Below are 23,159 nucleotides of genomic sequence, written 5' to 3'. Positions count from 1 at the left end.
CTGGTCTGACAGAATGACAAACGCGGTTCTCACCGGCCTCGTGCTGGGCGGCATGTACGCGCTGATCGCCATGGGGCTGACCCTGCAATATGGCGTGGCGCGGATCATGAACCTGTCCTATGGCGAGTTCCTGATCGGCGCGGCCTTTGCGTCCTATTGGCTGTTCACCGGCTGGGCGCTCAATCCGCTCGCAGGACTGGCGTTTGTCATTCCGGTCAGTTTCGGCATCAGCTATCTCCTGTACCGCGTGTTGCTGACGCCGCTGGTGCGCCGTGCGCGCACCCGCGACGCCCTTGAGGTCGATAGCATTCTCGCCACCTTCGGCATGATGTTCATCGTGCAGGGCATCATGCTGACCATGTTCGGTGGCGCTTACTTCAGCTATTCGTTCCTCGCCATTCCCGTGAAGATCGTCGGCGAAGTGTTGGCGCTGAACCGCCTGATTGCTTTTGGCCTCGCGGTCGTCGTTGGTCTGGCGCTCTATCTCACGCTGACCCGCACGCGGATCGGCACCTCAATCCGCGCCGTAGCCGTGGATCCCATCGCGGCGCAGCTCGTCGCCATCGATGTCACCAGGACATCGGCGCTGGCCTTTGCGCTCGGCGGCGCGTTGGTGGCGTCTGCCGGCGTGCTGATCAGCATGTTCCTGACCTTCAGCGCCACCTCCGGCGTGGTGTTCACCATGAAGGCCCTGATCGTGGTCGTGATGGGCGGCGTCGGCAATCTGCTGGGCTGTCTCGTCGCCGGGCTGGCGCTGGGATTGAGCGAAGCGCTGGTGGCGACCTTCATCGATCCCGGCCTGACTTTGGCGGTGAATTTCGCGCTGTTCCTCGGTGTGCTGCTGGTGAAGCCGGCCGGTATTTTCGGGAGGGCGCAGCGATGAGCCGTGCCCAAATGATGACTGGCGCGATCTGTCTCGCAGCAGTGGTTGCGCTCGCCTTCGTCCCGATGATTGTCGATGCCTATCACCTCGCGCTTGCGATCAGCCTCCTGCAATTCACGGTGCTGGCGACCGCATGGGGCATGTTCTCCGGTCCGACGCGCTATGTGTCGCTGGCAACTACCGCCTTCTTCGGTGTCGGCGCATACACCGTCGCTGTTCTGGGCGAACAATTGCCGTGGTCGCTGGTGCTGCTCATTGCCGCCGTGATCGGCGCGGTCATGGCCATCATTGTCGGCCTGTCGACGCTGCGGCTGAGCGGCGTGCATTTCGTCATCTTCACCTTCGGTCTCGCCGAACTCGTGCGCCAGATCGTGGTCTGGTACGAGGTCAACAAGACCCGCGTGCTCGGCCGCTACGTCTTTGTCGATATCACCCAGAACGACATTTACTGGCAGCTGCTGGCGCTGGCCGTCATCGTCTTCGGTACGGGCTGGCTGATCGCCCGCTCGCGCTTCGGCTTCGCGCTGCGCATCATCGGCGAAGATGAGACCGTGGCGCGGCATTGCGGCATCAACGTCACCATCGCCAAGGTGGCTCTGTTTACGATCTCGGCGACATTCATGACGCTGGTCGGTGCGGTCATGGCGCCGCGCTTCACCTATATCGAACCATCAATCGCCTTCAACGCCACGATCTCGTTCGAAGTGGTGATCATGGCATTGCTCGGCGGCGCACATCGGCTGTGGGGGCCGGCGCTCGGCGCCATTCCGCTGACACTGCTGTTCGACTTTCTGTCGGCGCGCTTCCCCAGCACTTCGACCTTGATCATGGGCGTGGTGTTTCTGCTTATCGTCTATGCGCTGCCATCAGGTGTGGTCGGCCTCTGGGAGAGGCTGAAAGCCTGGCGACCCACAGCCTCGAAGATGCGGGGAGCGCAGGCATGACCCCCGACACAACGCCAGTCTTGCGCGTCGAAGGCCTGACCCGCGCCTTTGGCGGTCTCATCGCCGTCAACGGCATCGACTTCACTGTCCATGCTGGCGAGATCGTTGGCTTGCTCGGCCCCAACGGCTCGGGCAAGACCACGGCGCTCAACCTGATCTCCGGCGTGCTGTCGCCCAATGCAGGCGTGATCGCCTTCGCCGGCCACGATATCGCGGGCTGGCCGACGCATCGCATCGCGCGGCTTGGACTCGCACGCACCTTCCAGCTTGTGCGTGTGCTCGATGGCATGACCTGCGGGGAGAATGTCGAGGCCGGACTGGCCTTCCACCATGCGCCGCTTGCACGCGGCGCGATGACGCTCGCTGCGGAAGGTCTGCTCGCGCGGGTCGGTCTCGCTGGCTTTGCCGGACGGCCCGCATCGGAGCTCACTTATATCGATCGCAAGCGGCTCGAACTGGCACGCGCGCTGGCATTGCAGCCGCGCCTGCTGCTGCTCGATGAATGGCTTGCCGGTCTGAACCCGTCCGAATTGCTGATCGGGATCGAGCTGATCCGATCGCTCAAGGAGGAGGGGTTGTCGATCCTGCTGGTCGAGCACGTGATGGATGCGATCCGCTCACTCTGCGATCGCTGCGTGGTCATGAGCAGCGGCCGCAAGATCGCGGAAGGTCCGGTAGACGCTGTCTTGTCCGATCCGGCTGTGATCGAGGCCTATCTGGGAGCGCCGCTGGATGCTTGAGGTCTCCAATATCAGCGTCACCTATGGCCAGCATCACGCACTGAGCGACGCCGCATTGCATGTGGAGCGCGGCGAGATCATTGTCATTCTCGGCGCCAATGGCGCCGGCAAGTCATCATTGCTCAAGGCCATTGCCGGTTTGCTGCCGTCACCAGCCAAGATCGTTAAACTCGCCGGCCGTGATCTGTCCCGTCTGTCGCCTCATGAGATCGTGGAAGCGGGGCTTGCGCTGGTACCGGAAGGGCGCGGCGTGTTCGGCGAATTGACCGTGGCCGAAAACCTGTTGCTCGGCGCCAATCCGAAGCGTGCCCGAGCAGTTGAGGCAGCACAGCGCGCCAAGGTGATGACGCTGTTTCCGCGTCTCGGTGAACGCCTGACGCAGACGGTCCGCACCATGAGCGGCGGCGAACAGCAGATGGTCGCGATCGGCCGCGCGTTGATGTCCAATCCCGACATCCTTCTGCTCGACGAACCGTCGCTCGGCCTGTCGCCGTTGCTGGTGCGCGAGCTCTTCGCGGCGTTGCGCAAGGTGCGTGAGACCGGTGTCGGTTTGCTGCTGGTCGAACAGAATGCACGCGAGAGTCTGGCTATCGCCGATCGCGGCTATCTCATCGAGAACGGCAAGATCACCGGCAGCGGTACCGCTGCGGCCCTGCAATCCGACGACGCCGTGCGCCGCGCCTATCTCGGCGGAATCGCCAGCGGCGCTGCATGATTACTCAACAAGAAAACATCCAACGGAGGACGTCACCATGAACCAGATCAGTCTGTTGCTCGAGAACCAGGATGTGCAGGCCATCGACGGCGCCACCTTCGATCGCCTCAATCCGATGACCGGGGATATCGCGTCGCGCGCTGCGGCCGCGCAGATCGCCGATGCCAAGCGTGCGGCCGATGCCGCCGCTGCTGCTTTCCCTGCATGGTCGGCGACGGGCCCGGGAGCGAGGCGCGCCATTCTGTTGAAGGCGGCTGATATTCTTGCCAGCAAGGCACCTGACTTTATTGCCTTGATGGCATCTGAAACGGGCGCGACCGCCGGCTGGGCCGGCTTCAACGTTCATCTCGCCTCCAACATGCTGCGCGAGGCGGCGGCGATGACGACGCAGATCTCGGGCGAGGTGATCCCGTCGGACAAGCCCGGCTGTATCTCGATGGCGATCCGCCAGCCTGCCGGTGTCGTGCTCAGCATCGCGCCGTGGAATGCGCCGGTTATTCTTGGCGTGCGGGCTGTGGCGCTGCCACTGGCCTGCGGCAATACGGTCATCCTGAAGGCGTCGGAAATCTGCCCGGGCACACATCGGTTGATCGGCGAGTGCCTGCGCGAGGCTGGTCTGCCGCCCGGCGTGCTCAACGTCATCACCAACGCGCCGGAAGATGCGCCCGCGCTGATCGATGCACTGATCTCGCATCCCGCCGTGCGCCGGATCAACTTTACCGGTTCGACCCGCGTCGGCCGTATCATCGCAGAGACCGCCGCTAAATATCTCAAGCCGGTGCTGCTGGAGCTCGGCGGCAAGGCGCCTCTGGTCGTGCTCGACGACGCGGACCTCGATGCGGCGGTCGCGGCGGCGGCCTTTGGCGCCTTCATGAATCAGGGGCAGATCTGCATGTCCACAGAGCGGCTTGTGGTCGATCAAAAGGTTGCTGACGCCTTCGTGGCCAAGCTCGCGGCCAAGGCGGGTGGCTTGGTGGCCGGTGATCCGCGAAAGGGTGATACACCGCTCGGCTCACTGATCGGCAAGGATGCTGCGGATCGTATGCAGGCGCTGATCAAGGACGCCGTGGGCAAGGGCGCGCGCGTTGTGGCGGGCGGCGGCGTCGACGGCACGTTGATGTCGGCGACGGTGCTTGATCACGTCACCTCGGCGATGCGCATCTATAGCGAGGAATCCTTCGGCCCGATTGTTACCGTCGTACGCGTCGATGGCGTGGATGAGGCGCTGCGCGTTGCCAACGATACCGAATACGGATTATCAGCGGCTGTGTTTGGCCGCGATATCGCCCGCGCGCTGGATGTTGCCAAGCGGATCGAGTCTGGCATTTGCCACATCAATGGTGCGACCGTGCATGACGAGGCGCAGATGCCGTTCGGCGGGGTGAAGGCGTCGGGCTACGGTCGGTTCGGCGGCAAGGCTGGCATTGCGGAATTCACCGAACTGCGCTGGATCACCATTGAGACGGGTCCGCAGCATTATCCGATCTGATCGTGGTGGTTACACGCGGCTGTCAGAGGCTGACGGCCGCGTAAGCCTTGCTGATATTCGTGGCCGCATGCTGCAGATGTTCGCGCAGCTTGATCTGGCTGGCTTTCGGCGTACGGAATGCCGGTGTCACGAAAGAGATCGCGGCGATCACGCCAGTGGAATCGCGGACGGGAACGGCGACAGCGTAAACATGCGGTGTGATCTCCGCGCGCGACTCCGACCATCCCAGCTCGCGGATCATGGCGAGTTCACGCACCAGCAGCTTGCGATGCGGCGCGAAGCCGGGATCGCGCCGAATAGCGTCATCGAGGATTGTCTCGCATTCCGCTTCGGGCATATGCGCGAGCAACATCTTCGGGCCGGCGCCGCGGTGCAGCGGCAATGCCGTTCCGACCTCGAAGGTCAGGCGGATGCGTGACGACGATTCAGCGCGCTCGATACATACGGCGCGGTCGGCCGAGCGGCGCAGCAGGATGATGGTTTCTCCGACCTCCTGAGAGACGCGCTTCATGAAGGGGCGCGCAATGGAGGCGAGGTCGGTGCCGGCTCTGGCCGCCTGAGCTAGGCCGATGACGCGTGGTGCGAGTACGAACGAGCCGCGGCCGTCTTCGTCGATGAGGTCGGCTTCGCGCAGGATGCCGATGTACCGATAGGTCGACGACAGCGGCACCCCGATCTGTTCAGACAGGCTTTCTGCGGAATGCCGCGGACGATCGGTGGAGAAGGCCAGCAAGGCGCGAAGTATCTTTCGCGAGCTGCCGTCCGCAGCAGCAGGACGGTCCGTCTGGTCGATGCGTTTCGTTGCAGCTCTCTTGATGGCCAACGGAACCTCCATTCGGTAATGCTTGCCAACGGAAAGGGCAGCATGTGGATATCCTTTGCGCACGAACAAACATTGCCACGCGCTGCTATTCTTATAAGATAAGATGGTGTTCTCAGCAATTGAGAAGTAGCGAACTGGCCCATGAAGCTTCCGCCTCTGGACTACATTTGCCCTGCTACACTGACCGAAGCGATCGCCGCGCTTGCGGTTCATGGCGGCGATGCCAAGGTGATCGCTGGTGGACAGAGTCTGGTGCCGATGCTCGCATTCCGGCTGGCGGCACCGACTGTGCTGGTCGATATCGGGCAACTGCCAGATCTCAAAAGTATCAGTATTTCCGCTGAGGGCATCGACTTTGGCGCCCTCGTGACCTGGCGCGATATCGAGCGTGATGCGCGGCTCGCACAGGCCCATCCGCTCCTGGCGGCGGCCATCGCCCATGTCGCGCATTACCAGGTCCGTAACCGCGGCACCGTCGGTGGCAGCATGGCCCATGCCGATCCGGCCGCTGAAATGCCGGGCATTGCGGTGACCTGCGACGCAATGCTGACGATCGTCGGACCAAACGGGACCCGCATCCTGCGCGCAGATGAGTTCATCACCGGCGGCCTCAGCACGGTTCTGGAGGTCGACGAAATCTTGACCAGCATCCGTCTGCCGCTCTGGAAGAAGACGCGGCGCTGGGCCTTCGAGGAATTCGCACGTCGCCGCGGCGATTTCGCGCTGGCGGGTGTTGCGGCATTCTACGACATCGACGCCCAGGGTCTGGCGTATAATGCGCATATCGGAGTGATCGGCGTTGCCGATCGTCCGATGCGGCTGCCCGGCGTCGAGGTCGTCCTCGATGGTCGCCGGATCGATGCCGACGTGATTTTACAGGCCGCAGCTGCCGCGCGGGACGCGGTCGATCCTGCCGATGATATCCACGCGGAAGCCGCTTATCGGCGTGATCTTCTCGGCGTGTTGCTGGAGCGGGCGCTGGCGCGTGCGGCCGACATCACTTTACCGGAGGCAGCATGATATCGGCGCGCCCCGTCCGTTTGACCGTCAACGGCACGCAAACGACCGTCATCGTCGAACCGCGCACCACGCTGGCGGATGCGCTGCGCAACGAGCTCCGCCTGACCGGCACGCATCTGGGCTGCGAGCATGGCGTCTGCGGCGCCTGTACGGTGATCGTCGATGGTGCCGCTATGCGCGGCTGCCTGATGCTGGCAGTGCAGGCGGAAGGGGCTGAGATAACCACCGTCGAGGGTCTCGGCAGCGCCGCGCATCTCAGTGCGTTGCAATTGGCATTCCGCAAGCATCACGCCTTGCAATGCGGTTTCTGTACCGCGGGCATTCTCACCACTGCCCATGCACTGCTGACAGACGAGCCGCATGCGGACGAGGACCGCATCCGTGAGGTGGTTTCCGGAAATCTGTGTCGCTGCACCGGTTACCTGCCGATCATCGCGGCGATCATGGAAGCGCGTATTGCCTATAGCGATGTGCAATGCGAGGCCGCGCAATGAGTGATGCCGCCAAGCTCCTGGTCGGCAGCGCGGTCGAGCGTATGGAAGATGCGCGCTTTCTGTCGGGATCCGGCAATTTTGCAGATGACCTTGCCGTCGAGGGGATGCTGCATGCGGCAATCCTGCGCAGCCCCATCGCCCATGCGCGGATCGTGGCGATCGACGCATCGGCCGCACTGGCCATGCCGGGCATTCGTTCGGTGATTACAGCCCGCGACATCGGCGACGCCATCCCCATCATCCCGTTGCGCCTGGCGCCACTGCCCGAATTCGAGCCATTCTGCCAGCCGGTCATCGCAAGCGACAAGGTGCGCTATGTCGGCGAGCCTATCGCGGTCGTTATTGCCGAAAGCCGCGCCTTGGCCGAGGATGCGCTGGAGACGATCGGCATCGAATTTGAGGCGCTGTCCGCAGTCACGGAGCGCCGCGCAAGTGAAACCCCGCTGTTCGACTTCGCCGAAGACAACGTTGCACTGCGCTACGATGCCGGATTTGGCGATGCCGATGCGGCCTTCGCCTCGGCAGACTATGTGCGCACCGAGTGCTTCAGCGTGCAGCGCCACACCGCGCTGCCCATGGAGACGCGGGGCCTCCTCGCAGAATGGAATTCATCGGCCGGTCGGCTCGTCGTCACAGGCGCGACAAAGGTCACGTTCTATAACCGGCGCGCGCTGGCGCGGATGCTGGGCCTTGACCAGGATGACATCGACCTGATCGAAATCGATGTCGGCGGCGGCTTCGGTGTACGCGGCGAATTCTATCCCGAGGATTTCCTGATCCCCTTTGCGGCCCGCAGGCTGGCACGCCCGGTCAAATGGATCGAGGATCGCCGCGAGCATCTGATGGCGATCAATCACTCACGCGATGTCGCCTGTGAGTTGTCGCTCGCCTGTCGCAGTGACGGGCTGATACTGGGTCTGCGCGGCCGGGTCTTCGCCGATATGGGCGCCTATATCCGCACCAATGGCGGCGTGGTGCCGGCCAAGGCGGCGCAGTTTCTGCCCGGCCCTTATCGCATCCCCAATGTCAGCGTGTCCGTCGAAGCCTTCATGACCAGCAAGACGCCGGTCGGCACCTATCGTGGACCGGGCCGTTTCGAGGCGAATTTCTTTCGCGAGCGGTTGCTGGATATGGCCGCGATGGATCTCGGTATCGACGTTGTCGAATTCCGGCGCAAAAACCTGATCACCGAACAGGAACTGCCTTATCCGATCGATGGGCTCGTCCCCTATGAAGGGCCGACATCCTACGACACCGGCGACTATGTCGAGGTGTTCGAGCGTGCCTTGAAAGAGATCGGTTGGCACGAGAAACGTCATCTACAGGGAAAACTGATCGATGGCGTACGTCATGGCATCGGGCTGGGCTGTTTCGTCGAGAGCGGCGGTGCCGGCCCGAAGGAAAACGCTGCGCTTACCCTGGAAAAGGACGGCTCGCTGACCGTTGCCGTGGGGTCATCCGTGCTGGGGCAGGGATTGGAGACGGTGCTGGGCCAGATCGCATCGGATACGCTGTCGATCCCGTTCGATCGCATCCGCGTGCTGCATGGCTCGACCACGCTGCTCGATGAGGGTTTCGGCACCTATCATTCGCGTGCGGTGGTGATGGGCGGCTCCGCCGTGCTCGATGCCGCCACCCGACTCCGCGAGAAGATACTGCAGCAGGCGTCCAATCATCTGGGCAGGCCGAACAGCGAATTGAAGGTCGTCAACGCGAACGTCGTCGCTGACAACGGCGGATCCGTGTCGTTCGCAACGCTCGCCGCCGGCGGCGAACTGCAGGCAGACGGCACATTCTCCAATAATGTGCGCACCTACAGCTACGGCACCCATGCGGCACATGTCACCGTCGATCCACGCACGGGCGCGGTGAAAGTTCTCGATTACGTAGCGGTCGAAGATGTCGGTCGCGCCATCAATCCTGCCATCGTACACGGCCAGGCGATCGGCGCCATCATGCAGGGACTGGGTGGCGTTTTCCTCGATCATCTGATCTATGACGATCAGGGACAGCTCTTGAACGCCTCTCTGGCCGACTATCTGGTACCGACCGCGAGCGACTTTCCGGTGCTGCGCGCGGTAACGCTGGAGCTTCGTCCATCGCCGAGCAATCCGCTGGGTGCCAAGGGCGCGGGCGAGGGCGGTATCGTTGCTGTGGCCGCAGCGACGGCCAATGCGGTGGCAGCAGCGCTGGCGCCGCTGAATGTTGATATTCATCACTTGCCGCTGACGCCGCCGCGTCTGTGGCGCCTCATCAAGGATGCGCGTGATCGCGCAATTTACGCTGCATAGGGACTGATCGTGCCGATCGATATCCATGCCCATTATGTGCCGCCGCAGCTCCTGTCTGCGATCGAAGGTCGCGGCGCCTATTGCGGCGTCAGGCTGCTACCGGCCGGGAATGGCAAGCCGCCGGCCCTCGGCTTCGACTACGGATTCCGGGTTCGGCCGTTCTTCCCGCAACTGGTCGAGCCGGTTGAGCAGCGTCGTGCCAGCCTCGACCGCCAGGGTCTCGACAGGCAGCTCGTCGCCACATGGCCTGATATCTATGGCTACGGTTTGGCGAAAGATGCCTGTGCGCATTGGCACCGCATGCTCAATGATACGCTCGGCGAGTGGTGTCATACGAACAGCGACCGTTTTTCCTTTGTCGCATCGGTGCCGCTGGTCGATGCTGCCGACGCTGCGGCTGAACTCGATCGCGCGGTTGATCTTGGCGCCGTTGCAGTCATGGTCCCGGCCAATATTGAAGGTGTCAACATAGGCGAGACGCAGCTTGATCCGTTCTGGGCCAAGGCGGAAGCGCTGGGACTGCCGGTCATCCTGCATCCCGTGCTGGTCGATGCCGCGCCGCGTGCCGCGAAATTCGCGCTGACGCAGATCGCGCAATACACATTCGACACCACGCTCGGTATCGGTTCGATCATCTTCTCGGGCGTGCTCGATCGTTTTCCTACGCTCTCGATCGTCCTCAGCCATGGTGGCGGCACATTCCCTTATCTGCTGGGTCGCTTCGATGTGATGCATGCGCGGATGGACCGCGCGGGACAGGGCGATGTCGCGCAGAGCGACCCGTCGGTCTACGCCTCGCGCATCGGCTATGACAGCATCGTGCATGCGCCGAAAGCGTTGCGTTTTCTCGCCGATACTGTGGGCATCGAACGCGTGGCGCTCGGCACCGATGAATCCTTCCCGCCAGCGGATCGCGATCCCCTCGCCAGCATCAAGGCTGCGGGCTTCTCGAAAAACGATATCGAACTGATTACCGAAACCAATCCGAGGCGTCTGTTTCCACGTTTGCCCTGAGCTGTGCCGCGTTCTGCCGTATCTTTCATGCGAAATAAAGAGGACCGATCATGCTGAAACGTCTGCTTGTTGCCGCTGGTGTCGCGATGTCGATGGCGGGCCATGTGCACGCTCAGGAGATGAAGACGGTCAAGGTCGGGACCACCAATCTGTCATCGGATATCGGCCTGTTCCTCGCCGAGAAGCGCGGTTACTTCAAGGAAGAGGGCGTCAAGGTTGAACTGATCCCGTTCGATTCCGGTGCCAAGATGGTGGCCCCGCTCGGCGCGGGCGATCTCGACGCATCGGCAGGCGCAGCCTCCGCCGGGCTCTATAATGCCGTCAACCGCGGTCTCAAGCTGAAGATGGTGGCCGACAAGGGCACCAATATCGCGGGCTATAGCTACAAGGCGCTGATGGTGCGCAAGGACCTGATCGAGTCAGGCGCGTTCAAGTCGCTCGCCGATCTCAAGGGCAAGAAGGTCGCGATCATTGCCAATGGCGCGGCCGATGAATCGGTTATCAATCAGGCGCTGAAAAAGGCTGGGCTCAAGGACGAGGACATCGAAAAGGTTTTCCTGCCGTTCCCGCAGCATCTCACCGCTTTCGCCAACAAGGCGATCGACGCGGCGATCTCGGCGGAGCCGGGCGTGACGGCGATGGTGCGCAACAATGTGGCAGTTCGCTTCGTCGGCCTCGACGATTTCTATCCGGTGCAGCAGACCGCCATGCTGCTGATCAACGGCAAGTTTGCCGAGGACCGCAAGACGGTGACAGCCTTTCTCAAGGCCTATCTGCGCGGCGTGCGCGCCTATGCCGCGACCCTCAAGGACGGCAAGATCGCAGGGCCCGGCGCCGAGGACATGATCAAGGACATTGCCGAAATGACGGGTATCAAGGACACGGCGTTGCTGCATCAGATCGTGCCGGTGTTCATCGATCCCGACGGTCAGATCAACCTTCCCAGCGTCGAGACCGATCTCGCTTACTTCAAGTCGCGCGGGCTGGTCACCGGCGACATCGAGGCAGCCAAGGTCATCGACATGTCCTATGTCGATGCGCTGAAACCGGTGCTCGGTCCGTTCGCGCGGCCGAAGTGAGACGGTGAAGAGAAGCGTGGCGATGGCGGTGCAGACGACCACAGTAGAACTCCCGGATGGTGGACAGGCGCCTGCGTCGAAGATCAGCCTGCGCGACGTCACCAAGCGGCATGATCAGCACTTGGCGCTGGACCGGATCACGCTCGATATCCCGGCCAGTACCTTCTTCGTCGTGGTCGGTCCGAGTGGCTGCGGCAAGACTACCTTGTTGCGCATGCTCGCCGGGCTGGATGCGCCATCGCAAGGCCAGATCGACATCGCCGATCCAGAGCCCGGCCATCCGCAGAATTCCATGGTGTTCCAGGGCGACTCGTTGTTTCCCTGGATGACCGTCTGGGACAATGCGGCCTACGGATTGAAAATGCGCAATGTTCCGAAGGTGCGCATCGACGAGGTGGTCGGGCACTATCTGAACAAGACCGGCATGTATGGTGCCCGAACGCTCTATCCGCATCAGCTGTCCGGCGGCATGCGCCAGCGCGTGTCCATCGCGCGTGCCTTCGCCAATGATCCCGACATTCTGCTCATGGATGAGCCGTTCTCGGCGCTCGACGAGCAGAACAAGACGCTGCTGCACGAAGAGCTGCTGCGGATCTGGGAAGAAACGCGCAAGACCGTGGTCTTCATCACCCACAGCGTCGATGAAGCCGTGACGCTGGGGGACAGGATCATGGTGATGACGGCGGGACCGGGGCGCATCAAGACCATCGTGCCGGTGGATCTGCCGCGGCCGCGCAATGTCGTCGAGCTCAGGCACATGCCGGCCTATGGCGAACTGGTCTATGATATCTGGGCCCAGCTCCGCGAAGAGGTCGATCGCGCGCGCAGCCGCGAGCCGGGGAGCAAGGCATGAGTTCGGCCCGCACCAGTTCGCTGTGGAGCGACCGGACCATCAGCATCCTGTCGCCGCTGGTGCTGCTCGGCCTGTGGGAAATCTGCGCGCGCACCGGCATCGTGGATGTCAGGTTCTTTCCGGCGCCCTCGAATATCGTGAAGCATCTGTTCGAACTCGCTTCCTCCGGCGCGCTGTGGCGTCATGTGGGAGCAAGCCTGTATCGCCTCGCTGCGGGTTTTGTTGTTGGCTGCGTGCCGGCAATCGTGATCGGGCTTGCCATCGGGCTCTATCGTCCCGTGCGAGCTGCCTTCGATCCCTTGATTTCGGCGACCTATCCGATCCCGAAAAGTTCGCTGCTGCCGCTGATCCTCCTCATCTTCGGCCTCGGTGAAAGCTCGAAGATCGCCATGGTCGCGATCGGCGTGTTCTATCCTGTGGTGATCAATACCGCCGCGGGAGTGCGCCAGATTGCGCCGATCTTCCTCGATGTCGGCCGCAATTTCGGCGCCAGCCGCTTCAACATGTTTCGCACCGTGGCGCTGCCCGGTGCATTGCCGCTGATCATGACCGGTATCAAGCTCGGCGCCGGCATGGGGCTGGTGCTGATCGCCATCGCCGAGATGGTCGGCGCCAAGCAGGGGCTCGGTTACATGATCTGGAATGCATGGGAGTTGTTCGACGTTCAGACGATGTATGTCGGCCTCTTCGTCATTGCGATCATCGGCTTCGTGATGAATGCCGGCTTCGACGCGCTGGAGCGCGCCATCGTGCCGTGGCGGAAGGGCTAGAGCTTCTCCAACTTCTCGCGCACGGCCAGCAACTGTCGCCGGATGTTGGACGCGGCTGTCACTTCCCAGAACGCGCCGCGTGTCGCCGGGCCGATGGCATAGAAGCCGGGCTGAACATGACCGGCGCTGTCACGCAGCTCGCAGGTTGGGGCGACATCGAGACCGAGGCCGTTGAAGCCGGTGCGGACGTAGCCGGTTGCGAGCAGGGATTTGACGAGCGGATCGGCCAGGCGATCATAGCGCTCTTCCGGGCCGGTACAGTTCAGGATCCAGCCAGTCTTGAGATCGATGGTCGCGCCGTGTCCGCGCTTGCGGATCGTGACGTCATGTCCCGACGGTGTCGCAACCGCGCTGGTGATGCGACCTGCGATCACGTCGAGCCGCTTGTCGCGTTGCAACTGCTCCAGCAGTTCGGCGACATCGGGTGCCAGCCGATGCCGGTGCACCATCCAGATCGCACGCAGGTGTCGCGCGAAGCGGGCACGTTCGGTCTCGGAGGCGTTCCTGTAGAGCTCTCCGATGGACAATCGGAACGTATCGACCATCGTCTGCCATGGAATGCCTGCGGCAACCTTGCGGCGGGTGTCCTTGAGCAACGCCGCCAGAAGGCCGCGCGCGGTGGGCACCGGGAATGAGTTCATCGGGTCGGGGTCGGTCTGCGCTGGCGTGTCGATCAGCGGCAGCAATCCGCGCCGCGATACCATGGTGATGGGGGCGCGCGTGCCACGATGGACCAGGTCGATCACCATATCGACCGCAGTGGCGCCGGTGCCGATGACCAGCACGCGATCGTCCTTGCCGATCGGATCGAGTGCGCCCGGCGACCAGACATTGGTGATCGAGCGCGGTGACGCTTCGACACCAGGGAATGGCGATGGCGGCTGGTTGCCGAGACAGAGGAACACCAGATCGGCATCGATGGTCGCGCCCGATGCCGTCGTGACGCGATAGCCATGGTCGTGCCGTGTGACACTCAGCGCCACATCCTGCCGCGGCGTCACACGCCCGGTGCCGGTCAGTTCGTTGAACTTTGTCGAGATGTAGTCGCCATAGACCCGGCGGGGCACGAAAGAGGTTGAATAGTCCGGCCAGTCTGCCTGGCCGGTCTCCGTCAGCCATTCGACGAAGCCATCATCGTCGGCGCCGAGGCCGCCCATCTTGTAGGCGGGGACATTGATGCGGTGCCACCTGGCCTTTGCGGAATAAGCGAGCCCGCGCCCGAAGGCGCCGTCGCGATCCTGCACGGTGATCGATCCGATCTGCGGAAGCTTGGACAGGATGATCGCGGCAAATGCGCCGGCCACGCCGCCGCCGATGACGGCAACGCGCAGGGATGTGGGAGGGGCTGATGTCATGCTGCCAGACGATGCGAGGAAAGGAGACCGAGGGATATCAGGTCGGCGGCGCGTAGGCGGCCGGATCGACCGATGTTGGGCGGCCATCGAGCGCCAGTCGGCCGATCCGCGCGGGCGTCTCGGCAATCACCTTGCCACGGCGGACGACCGCGAGCCGCGTTGCCTTCAGCCGGATCGCCTCGATGGGATCGAGCGCCTGCAGCAGCACGAGATCGCCATTGCAGCCGACGTCGAGACCATAGCCGTCGAGGCCCATGATCTTTGCCGGATTGGTGGTGACGGTGTCGAAGCAGAAGCGCATCGCGTCGCGGCTGGTCATCTGCCCGACATGCAGACCCATATGCGCGACTTCCAGCATGTCCGCCGAGCCCAGCGAATACCATGGATCCATGCAGCAGTCCTGGCCGAAGGCAACGATGATGCCATGGGGCCGCATCTCGGGCACGCGGGTCTGGCCGCGCCGCTTCGGATAGGTGTCGTGGCGACCCTGCAGCACGATATTGATCAGTGGATTGGCGATGGCTGCGACGCCGGCCTCCGCGATCAGCGGCAGCAGTTTCGAGACGTAGTAATTGTCCATCGAATGCATCGAGGTCAGATGCGAGCCGGCGACGCGGCCTTGCAGTCCGAGACGCTGGGTCTCATAGGCCAGCGTTTCGATGTGGCGCGACAGCGGATCGTCGCTTTCGTCGCAATGCATGTCGACGCGCAGTCCGCGCGCAGCGGCGATCTCGCAGAGTGCCTTCACCGACGCGGCGCCATCGGCCATGGTCCGCTCGAAATGCGGAATGCCGCCGACAATGCTGACGCCCTTGTCGAGGGCGCGTGCAAGATTTTGCGCAGCGGTTGGCGAGCGGAAATAGCCGTCCTGCGGGAACGCGACCAGTTCGAGGTCGAGATAGGGCGCGACCTGCTTCTTGACGTCGAGCAGTGCATCGACAGCCAGCAGCCGGTCGTCGCAGATATCCACATGGGTACGCACCGCGAGCAGGCCCTGTGTCACCGCAAGATCGCAATAGCGCAGCGCCCGTTCGACCAGAGCCTCATAGGTCAGCAGCGGCTTCAATTCACCCCACAGCGCGATGCCCTCGAGCAGGGTGCCGGAGACATTCAGCCGTGGCAGCCCGAGCGACAGCGTCGCGTCCATATGGAAGTGGATATCGACGAATGGCGGCGAGACCAGAAGCCCGGCAGCGTCGATCACGCGGCCGGCTTCACCGGTCAGATTGGGCTGCACCGCGACGATACGGCCAGCTTCGATGGCGATATCCTGGCCGGTGCGGCCGTCGGGAAGCGTGGCGTTGCGAATGAGGAGGTCGAACGGCATGAGATCCTTGCTGCGGCCGGCGTGATCAACGAATTATCTCCGTTGCGCTGCAGCAATGCAAGACTGTCCCACGCGGCGGCATCCGCCGAGCCGCGCGCAGATAGAGCCTGTATCAGTGAAAGGATTGTTCTGCCGCACGAAGCAGATCGATCGGGCTCCACGGCTTGGCCATGAACAGCGTGCCGTCAGGCAGGCGCCGGACGCGGGGCGCGCCTGATGTCACCACTACATGCATGTCGGGGTATCGTTGCTTGGCGAGATAAGCGAGCTCGATCCCGTCCATCAGGCCGGCGAGTTCCACATCGGTGAAGACCATCGCGACATTATCGCCGGATTCTTCCAGCACCAGCACGGCCGCTTCTGCGCTCTCGCATTCGATCACATTCATCTCGCTCTCTTCGAGCAGCAGACTGACCAGTGTGCGTTGTGCTTCGTCGTTCTCGACCACCAGTGCTGTCGACCTGTGTGCATGACCCATGGGGAAATCTCCGTGGTTTGTTGCGACAGGAAGGCAATGCATCAGCTGATCGGGAGTTCAGATAAAAGTGAGTTCCCGTGAGCAACAATGTTACTCATGCACAGGCATGCCTGCGCATGATGATGCGCCCGGCAGAACTACAGTCAACCCGTAACGGAAGTTGAAGTCGCAATCTGTTGCATCATCTGCGGCAGCAGATAGGGCGCGCCATCGTCGGTGCGTGCGACGGCGACGTCGATATCGAACACGCGGCGGATCACGTCGCTGGTGATCGTTTCTGCAGGTGTTCCTTCCGCCGCAACGGCGCCGTTGCGCATCACGATGATGCGGTCGGCAAACCGAACTGCGAGATTGAGATCGTGCAGCACTGCGATCACAGCCGTGCCGCTGCGTGCACGCTGCCGCGAAATTTCGACGAGTTCGATCTGGTGACGCAGATCGAGAGATGATGTCGGCTCGTCAAGCAGCAGGATGCCAGCACCATGCGCAGCTTCGCCGCAGGCGAGCTGCACGAGGATGCGTGCGAAATGCGCGCGCTGCTGTTCGCCTCCTGACAGCGTCGGTAATTCGCGATGGCGGAAGTCGCCAAGGCCCACTTCGTCGATCGCGGCATCGACGAGTGATTGCGCAGACGCCAGCGGCAGGTTGCCCCGACCCATCTGCACGACTTCCTCGACCGTGAACGGGAAGCTCACACTGACATGTTGTGACAGCATCGCGCGCCGCATCGCCAGTTCGGCAGGCGACCAGGAATGGAGGTCGCGGCCCTTTAGCGTAATGGCGCCGCGCGACGCACGCAGATCGGCCGATAGCAGGCGCAGCAGCGTTGATTTGCCGGCGCCGTTGGGACCGACGATGGCGACCATCTCGCCGCTGTTGACGATGAGATCGACATGATTGAGCAGCGTGGCCTGGCCAATGGTCAGCGAGATGCCGGATGCTGTGAGGACAGGCGTATTGGCCATCTGTGTCATAGCCCCACCAGCCCGCGCTGACGCAGCAGGATTAGCAGGAAGATCGGCGCACCCACGGCAGCGGTCAGGATGCCGATGGGCATCTCGGCCGGAGCGACGATGGTGCGGGCCAGCGTATCGGCGCCGACCAGCAGGCTGGCGCCGAGACCGACGGATGCCGGTAGCAGCAGCCGATGGCCCGGGCCGATCATCAGCCTAAGTAGATGCGGCACCACAATGCCGACAAAGCCGATCACGCCACAGACGGAAACTGCAGCACCCGTCATGACGGAGACCAGCACGATGCAGATGCGCTTGAGGCGCTCCACATCGACGCCGGAATGAAACGCTTCGGATTCGCCGAGGATCAGCACGTCAAGGCCGCGGCTGGTGAAGAACATCCCGATCAGGCCCAGGGCCAGCATGGGCGCAATCGTCGCCGCCTTGCTCCAGGTCGCGCCGCTGAGCGAGCCGAGCAGCCAGAACGTGATGTCGCGCAATTGCCGGTCGTCGGCGATGAACACGAGAAGGCCGATGCCCGCATTGGCAATCGCGGCGATGGCAATGCCGGCGAGCAGGAAGAGCGCGATGGAGGTGCGTCCGCTGCGGCTGGAAATTCGATAAAGAATAATGGTGGTGAGCAGCGAGCCGATGAAGGCAGCCAACGGCAACAGAAAAGGCTGCAGAAAAGCAACGTAATGCGCAAAGCGGCTGTCGCTGATGACGATGGCGCTCGCTGCAGCAAACGCGCCGCCACTGGAGACGCCGACCAGCGCCGGGTCGGCGAGGGGATTGCGAAACAGGCCCTGCATGATCGCGCCGGCCGCGCCCAGCATGCCGCCGATCATCGCGGCGATGGCAATGCGGGGAATGCGGATCGACCACAGGATCAGTTGATCACGTGCGGCAAAGGTATTGGCGGGATCGGCGGCCGAGAGGCCGAGTGCTGCAGGCAGGCGGGACAGCGGGATGCCAGCGGCGCCAACCGTGGCGGCAAGCAGCACCGTCAGCAGCAGTGCTGCGAACAGGCCACTCAGGACGACGATCGTCGCGGGGCGCCGCACCCGGCCCTTCGTTCTGACAAACGCAGTCAGCTTGGCATCGGCGGCAGTCATCCTATTGACGACAGTTGACGGCGAGCGAGGCGGGCTTGAACGAGGCCGCGTCAGCGGTCAGTGCCGGATCGAGCTTCACGGCAAGATCGCGCGCGGCGGCTGCCGTGCGCGGGCCGAAGCCGAGCAGATAGAGGCCGTCCATGGCGACCAGGTTCCTGGTCTTCGCGGCCGGCGTCAGTGCGAATGCCGGGCTGGCAAACACGGCGTCGGCCTGCAGCGTATCCTTGCCGCGCTCCATCGAGAGCACGGTATCCGGCTTGGCCGCGGCGATGGCTTCATCGCTCATGATCTTGTAGCCGTCGAAGCTGTCCGCGACATTGACGCCGCCGGCCAGTTTGATGATTTCGTTGGCTGCCGTCTTCTGACCTGCGACCATGGTGCGGCCATCGAGGAAGGACATCACGAACATCACCCGTGGCGGGGTCTTCACCTTGGCGCGCAATTCACGCAGCGCGGCAAGATCGCCGGCTACGGCAGTGGCAAGACATTCGCCGCGGGTCTCGACGCCCGCGACCTTGGCGACCAGCCGGATCTTCTCCACCATGCCGGCCTCGGTGAACGTATCCGGCACCATGATCAGCGGAATCTTGGCGGCGTCGATGACGTCGATGGTTTCCTTCGGGCCGGAGCCTGCGATGGCCAGCACCAGCTGCGGATTCAGCCCCAGTACGCCTTCCGCAGAGAGCTGGCGCATGTAACCGACATTGGGTTTGTCGGTCATGGCCTTCGGTGGATACAGGCTGGTCGTATCGACGGCGACGATGCGGTCGTCAGCGCCCAGCGCATAAAGAATTTCGGTCACCGCGCCGCCGACCGAGACGATGCGGGTGGGATGGCCGATTGTGACGTCGCGTCCGCGTGCGTCGCGCACAACGGCGTCTTCCGCCGCAGCCGCGGCGGACAATGCCAGCGTGCTGGCAAGCACTACACATTGCAGCGCATGCGCGATGCGATGACGTCGACCGGGGAGGCCGGGAACAGGGAGGCCGGCGGTCATTTGGTGAGGATCAACTTGTTCTGGAACGTCAGGCGCAGGCGATAGGTCTCGTCGCCATGCGTAATCAGCAACTCACGCTGATCCGCGAACAGCTCCTTGCTGTCCATCCGGTCGCCATTTACGACCACATTGCGTCCGGCTGAGGATTTGGTGTGAGCGGCAGCGCTGCCGTCGTGAGAACCCGTATCCATAGCGCCGATCTATCCCGTCCGTGAAAGTCTCTGTCATCGTTATAGGTTTTGTCGCACCTCATCGCCAAGCACTGCAGTCTATAATCAATATAAACAGGAGCGGGATTGCTTGACCCCCCTGTTAATGAACCGTAATCGAAAATGGCAACTTGGTGGCAGGGGTCCCCGAGTCGCATTCGAGAGCCAGCAAGCTCCCTGCCTCGTGCAGCGCCAGCCAGCCACGATCCGTTGAAATTTGTGTTTGGGGATTAGGCTATGGCTCTTGGGGGCATGACTACGCGCGCCTTGTTGTTGGGTGTGTCGATCGTATCGATGGGGGCGTTGGTCTCCGAGACCGCCTTGGCACAGGCCGCCGCGCAGGCAGGCGACGTGCAGAAGCCGAAGCCAGCCAAGAAGAAGCGTGCTGCCGCCAAGCCGGCTCCGATGCCCACTCAGGTCGCCAACGCCAATGCGCAGGCCGGCCGCACCGGCCAGTCACTCGATGAAATCACGGTGACGGCTTCGAAGACCCAGGAGCGCGCCATCGACGCGCTGGCCCCGGTCAGCGTCGTGACGCAGGAGCAGATCCAGCTGCAGCAGCCGAGCCGGCTGAGCCAGCTTTTCTACAATGTTCCGGGTGTCTGGATGCAGGATCGTGGCGATGATCCGTCCACGGCGATCAATATCCGCGGCTTGCAGGACTTCGGCCGTGTCGCCGTTGTGGTCGACGGTGCGCGCCAGAACTATCAGCGCTCCGGTCACAATGCGAATGGCTCGTTCTTTCTCGACCCCGAACTGATCGGCGGCATCGATATCACGCGCGGTCCGACCGCCAATATCTACGGCTCCGGTGCTATCGGCGGCGTGGCCTCGTTCCGTACCAAGGACATCAATGACGTGTTGCGGCCCGGTGAGCGCTGGGGCGTGGATATGAGTGGCTCCTACGGCTCCAACAATGCCCGTGGCATGGGTTCGGTGTTCGGCGGTGTGCGTGTCGACCCGTCCGTCGACGTGTTTGGCGGCGCGGTCTACCGCACGCAGGGTAACTACAAGGACGGCGCCGGCACCGAGATTGGCAATACAGGCAACGATATCGCTGCGGGCCTGATGAAAGTTACGGTTCGCCCCGCCGACGGCCATGAGGTGAAGTTCGGCGGCCTGTTCCAGGACTACAGCTATACGGTTGGTCAGTTGAATCGTGGTCCAACCACAACGCAGGCTCTGATCGCTCTGAATCAGGGCTCGTCCGTCTACGCTTCCAACGCAAAGAACTACACCGGTACCGTGACGTGGAAATACGCGCGTCCGGAGGACATGCTGTTCGATTTCAACGTCTCGCTTTACGGCAATCGCGTCGACAACGACCAGACCAAAACCTACCACTATTCGACGGCCGGCGCCGCGCTCTGCGGTTCTGGTAGCGCCGGTAACAATATTTCCGGTTGCGTTGGCGATCAGCGCGGTTACCTGCTTGATACATTCGGTGTCGATATCAACAACACGTCGCGCTTCGATGTCGGCAACTGGCGCAATGCTGTGACCTATGGTTTCGACGTGTTCAAGGACACGGTGAAGACCTTCGATTCACGCGGCAACTCGAACATCACGACCCCGAGCGGCGACCGTACGGTCGGCGGCGGTTTCGTTCAGATGAAGAGCAATTATTCCACATGGCTCGAGGTCATCGGTGCACTGCGCTACGACTACTATGAGTTGAATTCCGCCGGTACGGCGCTCGGTGCCAACAACACGTCGTCGAGCGGCGATCGGCTGTCGCCGAAGATCACCGTTGGTGTTACGCCGGTGGCGGGCTTCACGCCCTATGTGAGCTACGCTGAAGGCTATCGTGCGCCATCGATCACCGAGACGCTCATCGCAGGTGGCCACGCTTCCGGCGGTGGACCGACTTTCGTCACCTGTGCTGACGGTACGTCCGGCCTGTTCTGCTTCTTGCCCAACCCGAACCTCCGGGCGGAGGTCGGCAAGAACAAGGAAGTTGGCGTCAATCTGAAATATAACGACGTCTTTACGTCGGGCGACAGTTTCCGCGCCAAGTTTAACTTCTTCCGCAACGACGTTGATGACTATATCGATCTGGTCGCTTCGACGCCGGTACTTGTCAGCTATACCTTCATGGGGCGCCCGGGCACCATCCTCAATAGCAATTTCTATCAGTACCAAAACATCGCCAATGCCGAGATCGAGGGTTTCGAAGCCGAGACGGCCTATGACGCCGGCCTGTGGTTCCTGGGCGTCGGCGCGACGGTTCAAAGTGGCAAGAACACCCAGACCAATGTCGGCCTGGCGACGATTCAGCCGCGCAAGATCACGACCACCGGTGGCGTCCGCCTGCTCGATCGCAAGCTGACAATCTCGGCTCAGTGGGCTTCGGTCGCGGCCAATACCGACATCCCGGCCGGGTATGTGCCATCGACCTCCTACGATCTCGTCAATCTGTACGTCGCCTATCAGCCGACGCAGGACATCACGTTGAATTTCGGGATCGACAACATCCTGAACCAGTACTACCGCCCCTATGCTATTCCCGGGTCGACCAGCGATGGCACAACGCAGAACGACGCGTTGTGGACCGCCCCTGGCCCGGGCATCGTTTACAAGGGTGGCATCAAGGTGCATTTCGGCGGCGCATAACTGTCGCAGATCAAGGCAACCTCCAAGGAAATCGCGCTCATGTCCGGGCGCGATTTCGCCTATAGTGGCCCACGAACACATCAAGGAAGGAACTACCCATGTTCATCGCCATGAACCGCTTTCAGGTCAAAACCGGATCCGAAGCTGCTTTCGAAAATATTTGGGCGACCCGCGAATCCTATCTCTCGGAATTGCCGGGCTTCATCGAGTTCAGCCTGCTGAAGGGGCCGGTGGCCGAGGATCACACGCTGTATTCGTCGCATACGGTCTGGGCCAGCAAGGCGGACTTCGAGGGCTGGACCAAGTCCGAGCAGTTCCGCAAGGCGCATGCCCGCGCTGACAACAAGTCGGAAGGCGCCAGCCTCTATCTCGGTCACCCGAAGTTCGAAGGCTTCGAAGTGATCCAGTCCGAGCGCCGCAAGAGCGCTGCGGCCTGATTGCGGCCTCCGCACCCAACACCAATGATCGATCACGGAGCCATCTCATGCTGAATACGGATCTCGCCGCGCTGAAAACCTATATGGCGGAGAATCCCGGCGCCGTGATCGAAACCGTTGCGCGTGAGCGCAACGTCACGCCGCGTGCGGTGTTGGAAGCGCTGCCTTCGGAGATGGTGACGATCGGCGGCGGTGCCGACGCGTTCGTCACCGCGATGACGGATATCGCCGAGTGGGGCGAGGTGACGCTGATCGTGCATACCGAGGACGGCATCTTCGAAACGACCGCACCGCTGTCGCCGGGCGCCATCGGCCATGGCTACTACAATCTGACACAGCCGAAGGGACTGCACGGCCATCTGCGCCACGAGCGCTGCGGCGGTGTGGCATTCGTCGAGCGCCCCTTCATGGGCAAGTCGTCGGCCTTCGTCGCATTTCTCAATGTCGATGGTGGCGTGATGTTCAAGGTCTTCGTCGGCCGCGACGAGACCCGCGCGCTGAAGCAGGACCAGCTCGAACGTTTCCGCGCACTGGCGAAGAAGCTCGTCGCCTGAGCGCGT

23 protein-coding genes are annotated in these 23,159 nt (G+C 62.6%); 15 read left to right on the top strand and 8 right to left on the bottom strand.

Features of this window, described 5'->3' with window-relative positions; genetic code table 11:
* The first annotated feature begins 13 nt into the window (after nt 1-13).
* From AB8A27_RS17880 to AB8A27_RS17860, 5 genes are read left to right on the top strand one after another with little or no spacing between them, the layout of a single operon-like run.
* The gene (locus tag AB8A27_RS17880; RefSeq protein WP_092144790.1) at nt 14-883 is read left to right on the top strand and encodes a branched-chain amino acid ABC transporter permease; all 870 of its coding nucleotides are present in this window, start codon (nt 14-16) and stop codon (nt 881-883) included.
* The gene (locus AB8A27_RS17875) at nt 880-1,827 is read left to right on the top strand and encodes a branched-chain amino acid ABC transporter permease (protein WP_441243059.1); all 948 of its coding nucleotides are present in this window, start codon (nt 880-882) and stop codon (nt 1,825-1,827) included. Before AB8A27_RS17880 ends, AB8A27_RS17875 begins: the two co-directional genes overlap by 4 nt.
* Entirely contained in the window at nt 1,824-2,567 is a 744-nt protein-coding gene (locus tag AB8A27_RS17870; protein WP_441243058.1) for an ABC transporter ATP-binding protein, read from the top strand. The genes AB8A27_RS17875 and AB8A27_RS17870 overlap by 4 nt, the downstream gene beginning before the upstream one ends.
* Complete coding sequence (locus AB8A27_RS17865; protein WP_441243057.1) at nt 2,560-3,282, top strand: ABC transporter ATP-binding protein; 723 nt, start codon at nt 2,560-2,562, stop codon at nt 3,280-3,282. Before AB8A27_RS17870 ends, AB8A27_RS17865 begins: the two co-directional genes overlap by 8 nt.
* 37 nt (nt 3,283-3,319) lie before the next feature.
* Nucleotides 3,320-4,771 carry an aldehyde dehydrogenase gene (locus AB8A27_RS17860; protein WP_441243056.1) on the top strand — a complete coding sequence of 484 codons (1,452 nt, stop codon included), beginning with the start codon at nt 3,320-3,322 and terminating at the stop codon, nt 4,769-4,771.
* 22 nt (nt 4,772-4,793) lie between these two features.
* Here AB8A27_RS17860 and AB8A27_RS17855 read toward each other — a convergent pair whose 3' ends face one another.
* Nucleotides 4,794-5,594, bottom strand: a complete 801-nt coding sequence (locus AB8A27_RS17855; protein ID WP_441243055.1) for an IclR family transcriptional regulator — start codon at nt 5,592-5,594, stop codon at nt 4,794-4,796.
* Nucleotides 5,595-5,735: 141 nt separating this feature from the next.
* Here AB8A27_RS17855 and AB8A27_RS17850 point away from each other — a divergent pair, with 141 nt between their 5' ends.
* From AB8A27_RS17850 to AB8A27_RS17820, 7 genes are read left to right on the top strand one after another with little or no spacing between them, the layout of a single operon-like run.
* Nucleotides 5,736-6,614: an FAD binding domain-containing protein gene (locus AB8A27_RS17850; protein WP_441243054.1), complete on the top strand. Its 879-nt coding sequence runs from the start codon at nt 5,736-5,738 to the stop codon at nt 6,612-6,614.
* Complete coding sequence (locus tag AB8A27_RS17845; RefSeq protein WP_441243053.1) at nt 6,611-7,108, top strand: (2Fe-2S)-binding protein; 498 nt, start codon at nt 6,611-6,613, stop codon at nt 7,106-7,108. The genes AB8A27_RS17850 and AB8A27_RS17845 overlap by 4 nt, the downstream gene beginning before the upstream one ends.
* A complete protein-coding gene (locus AB8A27_RS17840) occupies nt 7,105-9,399 on the top strand; it encodes a xanthine dehydrogenase family protein molybdopterin-binding subunit (protein WP_441243052.1) in 2,295 nt (764 codons plus the stop codon). Before AB8A27_RS17845 ends, AB8A27_RS17840 begins: the two co-directional genes overlap by 4 nt.
* Nucleotides 9,400-9,408: 9 nt before the next feature.
* Nucleotides 9,409-10,413, top strand: coding sequence for an amidohydrolase family protein (locus AB8A27_RS17835; RefSeq protein WP_441243051.1), 1,005 nt, complete (start codon nt 9,409-9,411; stop codon nt 10,411-10,413).
* 50 nt (nt 10,414-10,463) lie between these two features.
* A complete protein-coding gene (locus tag AB8A27_RS17830) occupies nt 10,464-11,492 on the top strand; it encodes an ABC transporter substrate-binding protein (protein ID WP_441243050.1) in 1,029 nt (342 codons plus the stop codon).
* Between the two features lie 22 nt (nt 11,493-11,514).
* Nucleotides 11,515-12,345: an ABC transporter ATP-binding protein gene (locus AB8A27_RS17825; RefSeq protein ID WP_441243049.1), complete on the top strand. Its 831-nt coding sequence runs from the start codon at nt 11,515-11,517 to the stop codon at nt 12,343-12,345.
* A complete protein-coding gene (locus AB8A27_RS17820; RefSeq protein ID WP_441243048.1) occupies nt 12,342-13,115 on the top strand; it encodes an ABC transporter permease in 774 nt (257 codons plus the stop codon). Before AB8A27_RS17825 ends, AB8A27_RS17820 begins: the two co-directional genes overlap by 4 nt.
* Here the strand turns inward: AB8A27_RS17820 and AB8A27_RS17815 are convergent.
* From AB8A27_RS17815 to hemP, 7 genes are all read right to left on the bottom strand, one after another.
* Nucleotides 13,112-14,470: an FAD/NAD(P)-binding protein gene (locus tag AB8A27_RS17815; RefSeq protein ID WP_441243047.1), complete on the bottom strand. Its 1,359-nt coding sequence runs from the start codon at nt 14,468-14,470 to the stop codon at nt 13,112-13,114. The genes AB8A27_RS17820 and AB8A27_RS17815 overlap by 4 nt on opposite strands.
* A gap of 37 nt (nt 14,471-14,507) precedes the next feature.
* A complete protein-coding gene (locus AB8A27_RS17810) occupies nt 14,508-15,797 on the bottom strand; it encodes an amidohydrolase family protein (RefSeq protein WP_441243046.1) in 1,290 nt (429 codons plus the stop codon).
* 112 nt (nt 15,798-15,909) lie between these two features.
* Nucleotides 15,910-16,275 carry a response regulator gene (locus tag AB8A27_RS17805; protein WP_092144761.1) on the bottom strand — a complete coding sequence of 122 codons (366 nt, stop codon included), beginning with the start codon at nt 16,273-16,275 and terminating at the stop codon, nt 15,910-15,912.
* Between the two features lie 143 nt (nt 16,276-16,418).
* Nucleotides 16,419-17,240 carry a heme ABC transporter ATP-binding protein gene (locus AB8A27_RS17800; RefSeq protein WP_441243045.1) on the bottom strand — a complete coding sequence of 274 codons (822 nt, stop codon included), beginning with the start codon at nt 17,238-17,240 and terminating at the stop codon, nt 16,419-16,421.
* 5 nt (nt 17,241-17,245) lie between these two features.
* Nucleotides 17,246-18,343 (bottom strand): FecCD family ABC transporter permease, encoded by a 1,098-nt coding sequence (locus AB8A27_RS17795; RefSeq protein ID WP_441243044.1) that lies wholly within the window; start codon nt 18,341-18,343, stop codon nt 17,246-17,248.
* Between the two features lies 1 nt (nt 18,344).
* A complete protein-coding gene (locus AB8A27_RS17790) occupies nt 18,345-19,340 on the bottom strand; it encodes a heme/hemin ABC transporter substrate-binding protein (protein ID WP_441243043.1) in 996 nt (331 codons plus the stop codon).
* Complete coding sequence (hemP, locus tag AB8A27_RS17785; protein WP_441243042.1) at nt 19,337-19,531, bottom strand: hemin uptake protein HemP; 195 nt, start codon at nt 19,529-19,531, stop codon at nt 19,337-19,339. Before hemP ends, AB8A27_RS17790 begins: the two co-directional genes overlap by 4 nt.
* Nucleotides 19,532-19,801: 270 nt before the next feature.
* Between hemP and AB8A27_RS17780 the strand changes: the two genes are divergently transcribed.
* The 3 genes from AB8A27_RS17780 (at nt 19,802) to hutX (ending at nt 23,153) form a co-directional block, all read left to right on the top strand.
* Nucleotides 19,802-22,162, top strand: coding sequence for a TonB-dependent hemoglobin/transferrin/lactoferrin family receptor (locus AB8A27_RS17780; RefSeq protein WP_441243041.1), 2,361 nt, complete (start codon nt 19,802-19,804; stop codon nt 22,160-22,162).
* Between the two features lie 98 nt (nt 22,163-22,260).
* Nucleotides 22,261-22,599: an antibiotic biosynthesis monooxygenase family protein gene (locus AB8A27_RS17775; protein ID WP_068735293.1), complete on the top strand. Its 339-nt coding sequence runs from the start codon at nt 22,261-22,263 to the stop codon at nt 22,597-22,599.
* A 47-nt stretch (nt 22,600-22,646) separates the two neighbouring features.
* Nucleotides 22,647-23,153 (top strand): heme utilization cystosolic carrier protein HutX, encoded by a 507-nt coding sequence (gene hutX, locus AB8A27_RS17770; RefSeq protein WP_441243040.1) that lies wholly within the window; start codon nt 22,647-22,649, stop codon nt 23,151-23,153.
* The last annotated feature ends 6 nt before the right edge of the window (nt 23,154-23,159 follow it).

This window comes from Tardiphaga sp. 768_D3_N2_1 (assembly GCF_052076105.1).
Taxonomy (GTDB): domain Bacteria; phylum Pseudomonadota; class Alphaproteobacteria; order Rhizobiales; family Xanthobacteraceae; genus Tardiphaga.
The sequence above is the reverse complement of the archived record's forward strand: the minus strand, read 5'-3'. Positions and strand labels throughout refer to the sequence as shown.

Excerpts from the sequence above, each read along its gene's own strand:
- AB8A27_RS17880 (WP_092144790.1), top strand. The coding sequence starts at position 14 with ATGACAAACGCGGTTCTCACCGGCCTCGTGCTGGGCGGCATGTACGCG.
- AB8A27_RS17875 (WP_441243059.1), top strand. The coding sequence starts at position 880 with ATGAGCCGTGCCCAAATGATGACTGGCGCGATCTGTCTCGCAGCAGTG.
- AB8A27_RS17870 (WP_441243058.1), top strand. The coding sequence starts at position 1,824 with ATGACCCCCGACACAACGCCAGTCTTGCGCGTCGAAGGCCTGACCCGC.
- AB8A27_RS17865 (WP_441243057.1), top strand. The coding sequence starts at position 2,560 with ATGCTTGAGGTCTCCAATATCAGCGTCACCTATGGCCAGCATCACGCA.
- AB8A27_RS17860 (WP_441243056.1), top strand. The coding sequence starts at position 3,320 with ATGAACCAGATCAGTCTGTTGCTCGAGAACCAGGATGTGCAGGCCATC.
- AB8A27_RS17850 (WP_441243054.1), top strand. The coding sequence starts at position 5,736 with ATGAAGCTTCCGCCTCTGGACTACATTTGCCCTGCTACACTGACCGAA.
- AB8A27_RS17845 (WP_441243053.1), top strand. The coding sequence starts at position 6,611 with ATGATATCGGCGCGCCCCGTCCGTTTGACCGTCAACGGCACGCAAACG.
- AB8A27_RS17840 (WP_441243052.1), top strand. The coding sequence starts at position 7,105 with ATGAGTGATGCCGCCAAGCTCCTGGTCGGCAGCGCGGTCGAGCGTATG.
- AB8A27_RS17830 (WP_441243050.1), top strand. The coding sequence starts at position 10,464 with ATGCTGAAACGTCTGCTTGTTGCCGCTGGTGTCGCGATGTCGATGGCG.
- AB8A27_RS17825 (WP_441243049.1), top strand. The coding sequence starts at position 11,515 with ATGGCGGTGCAGACGACCACAGTAGAACTCCCGGATGGTGGACAGGCG.
- AB8A27_RS17820 (WP_441243048.1), top strand. The coding sequence starts at position 12,342 with ATGAGTTCGGCCCGCACCAGTTCGCTGTGGAGCGACCGGACCATCAGC.
- AB8A27_RS17815 (WP_441243047.1), bottom strand. The coding sequence starts at position 14,470 with ATGACATCAGCCCCTCCCACATCCCTGCGCGTTGCCGTCATCGGCGGC.
- AB8A27_RS17810 (WP_441243046.1), bottom strand. The coding sequence starts at position 15,797 with ATGCCGTTCGACCTCCTCATTCGCAACGCCACGCTTCCCGACGGCCGC.
- AB8A27_RS17805 (WP_092144761.1), bottom strand. The coding sequence starts at position 16,275 with ATGGGTCATGCACACAGGTCGACAGCACTGGTGGTCGAGAACGACGAA.
- AB8A27_RS17800 (WP_441243045.1), bottom strand. The coding sequence starts at position 17,240 with ATGGCCAATACGCCTGTCCTCACAGCATCCGGCATCTCGCTGACCATT.
- AB8A27_RS17795 (WP_441243044.1), bottom strand. The coding sequence starts at position 18,343 with ATGACTGCCGCCGATGCCAAGCTGACTGCGTTTGTCAGAACGAAGGGC.
- AB8A27_RS17790 (WP_441243043.1), bottom strand. The coding sequence starts at position 19,340 with ATGACCGCCGGCCTCCCTGTTCCCGGCCTCCCCGGTCGACGTCATCGC.
- hemP (WP_441243042.1), bottom strand. The coding sequence starts at position 19,531 with ATGGATACGGGTTCTCACGACGGCAGCGCTGCCGCTCACACCAAATCC.
- AB8A27_RS17780 (WP_441243041.1), top strand. The coding sequence starts at position 19,802 with ATGACTACGCGCGCCTTGTTGTTGGGTGTGTCGATCGTATCGATGGGG.
- AB8A27_RS17775 (WP_068735293.1), top strand. The coding sequence starts at position 22,261 with ATGTTCATCGCCATGAACCGCTTTCAGGTCAAAACCGGATCCGAAGCT.
- hutX (WP_441243040.1), top strand. The coding sequence starts at position 22,647 with ATGCTGAATACGGATCTCGCCGCGCTGAAAACCTATATGGCGGAGAAT.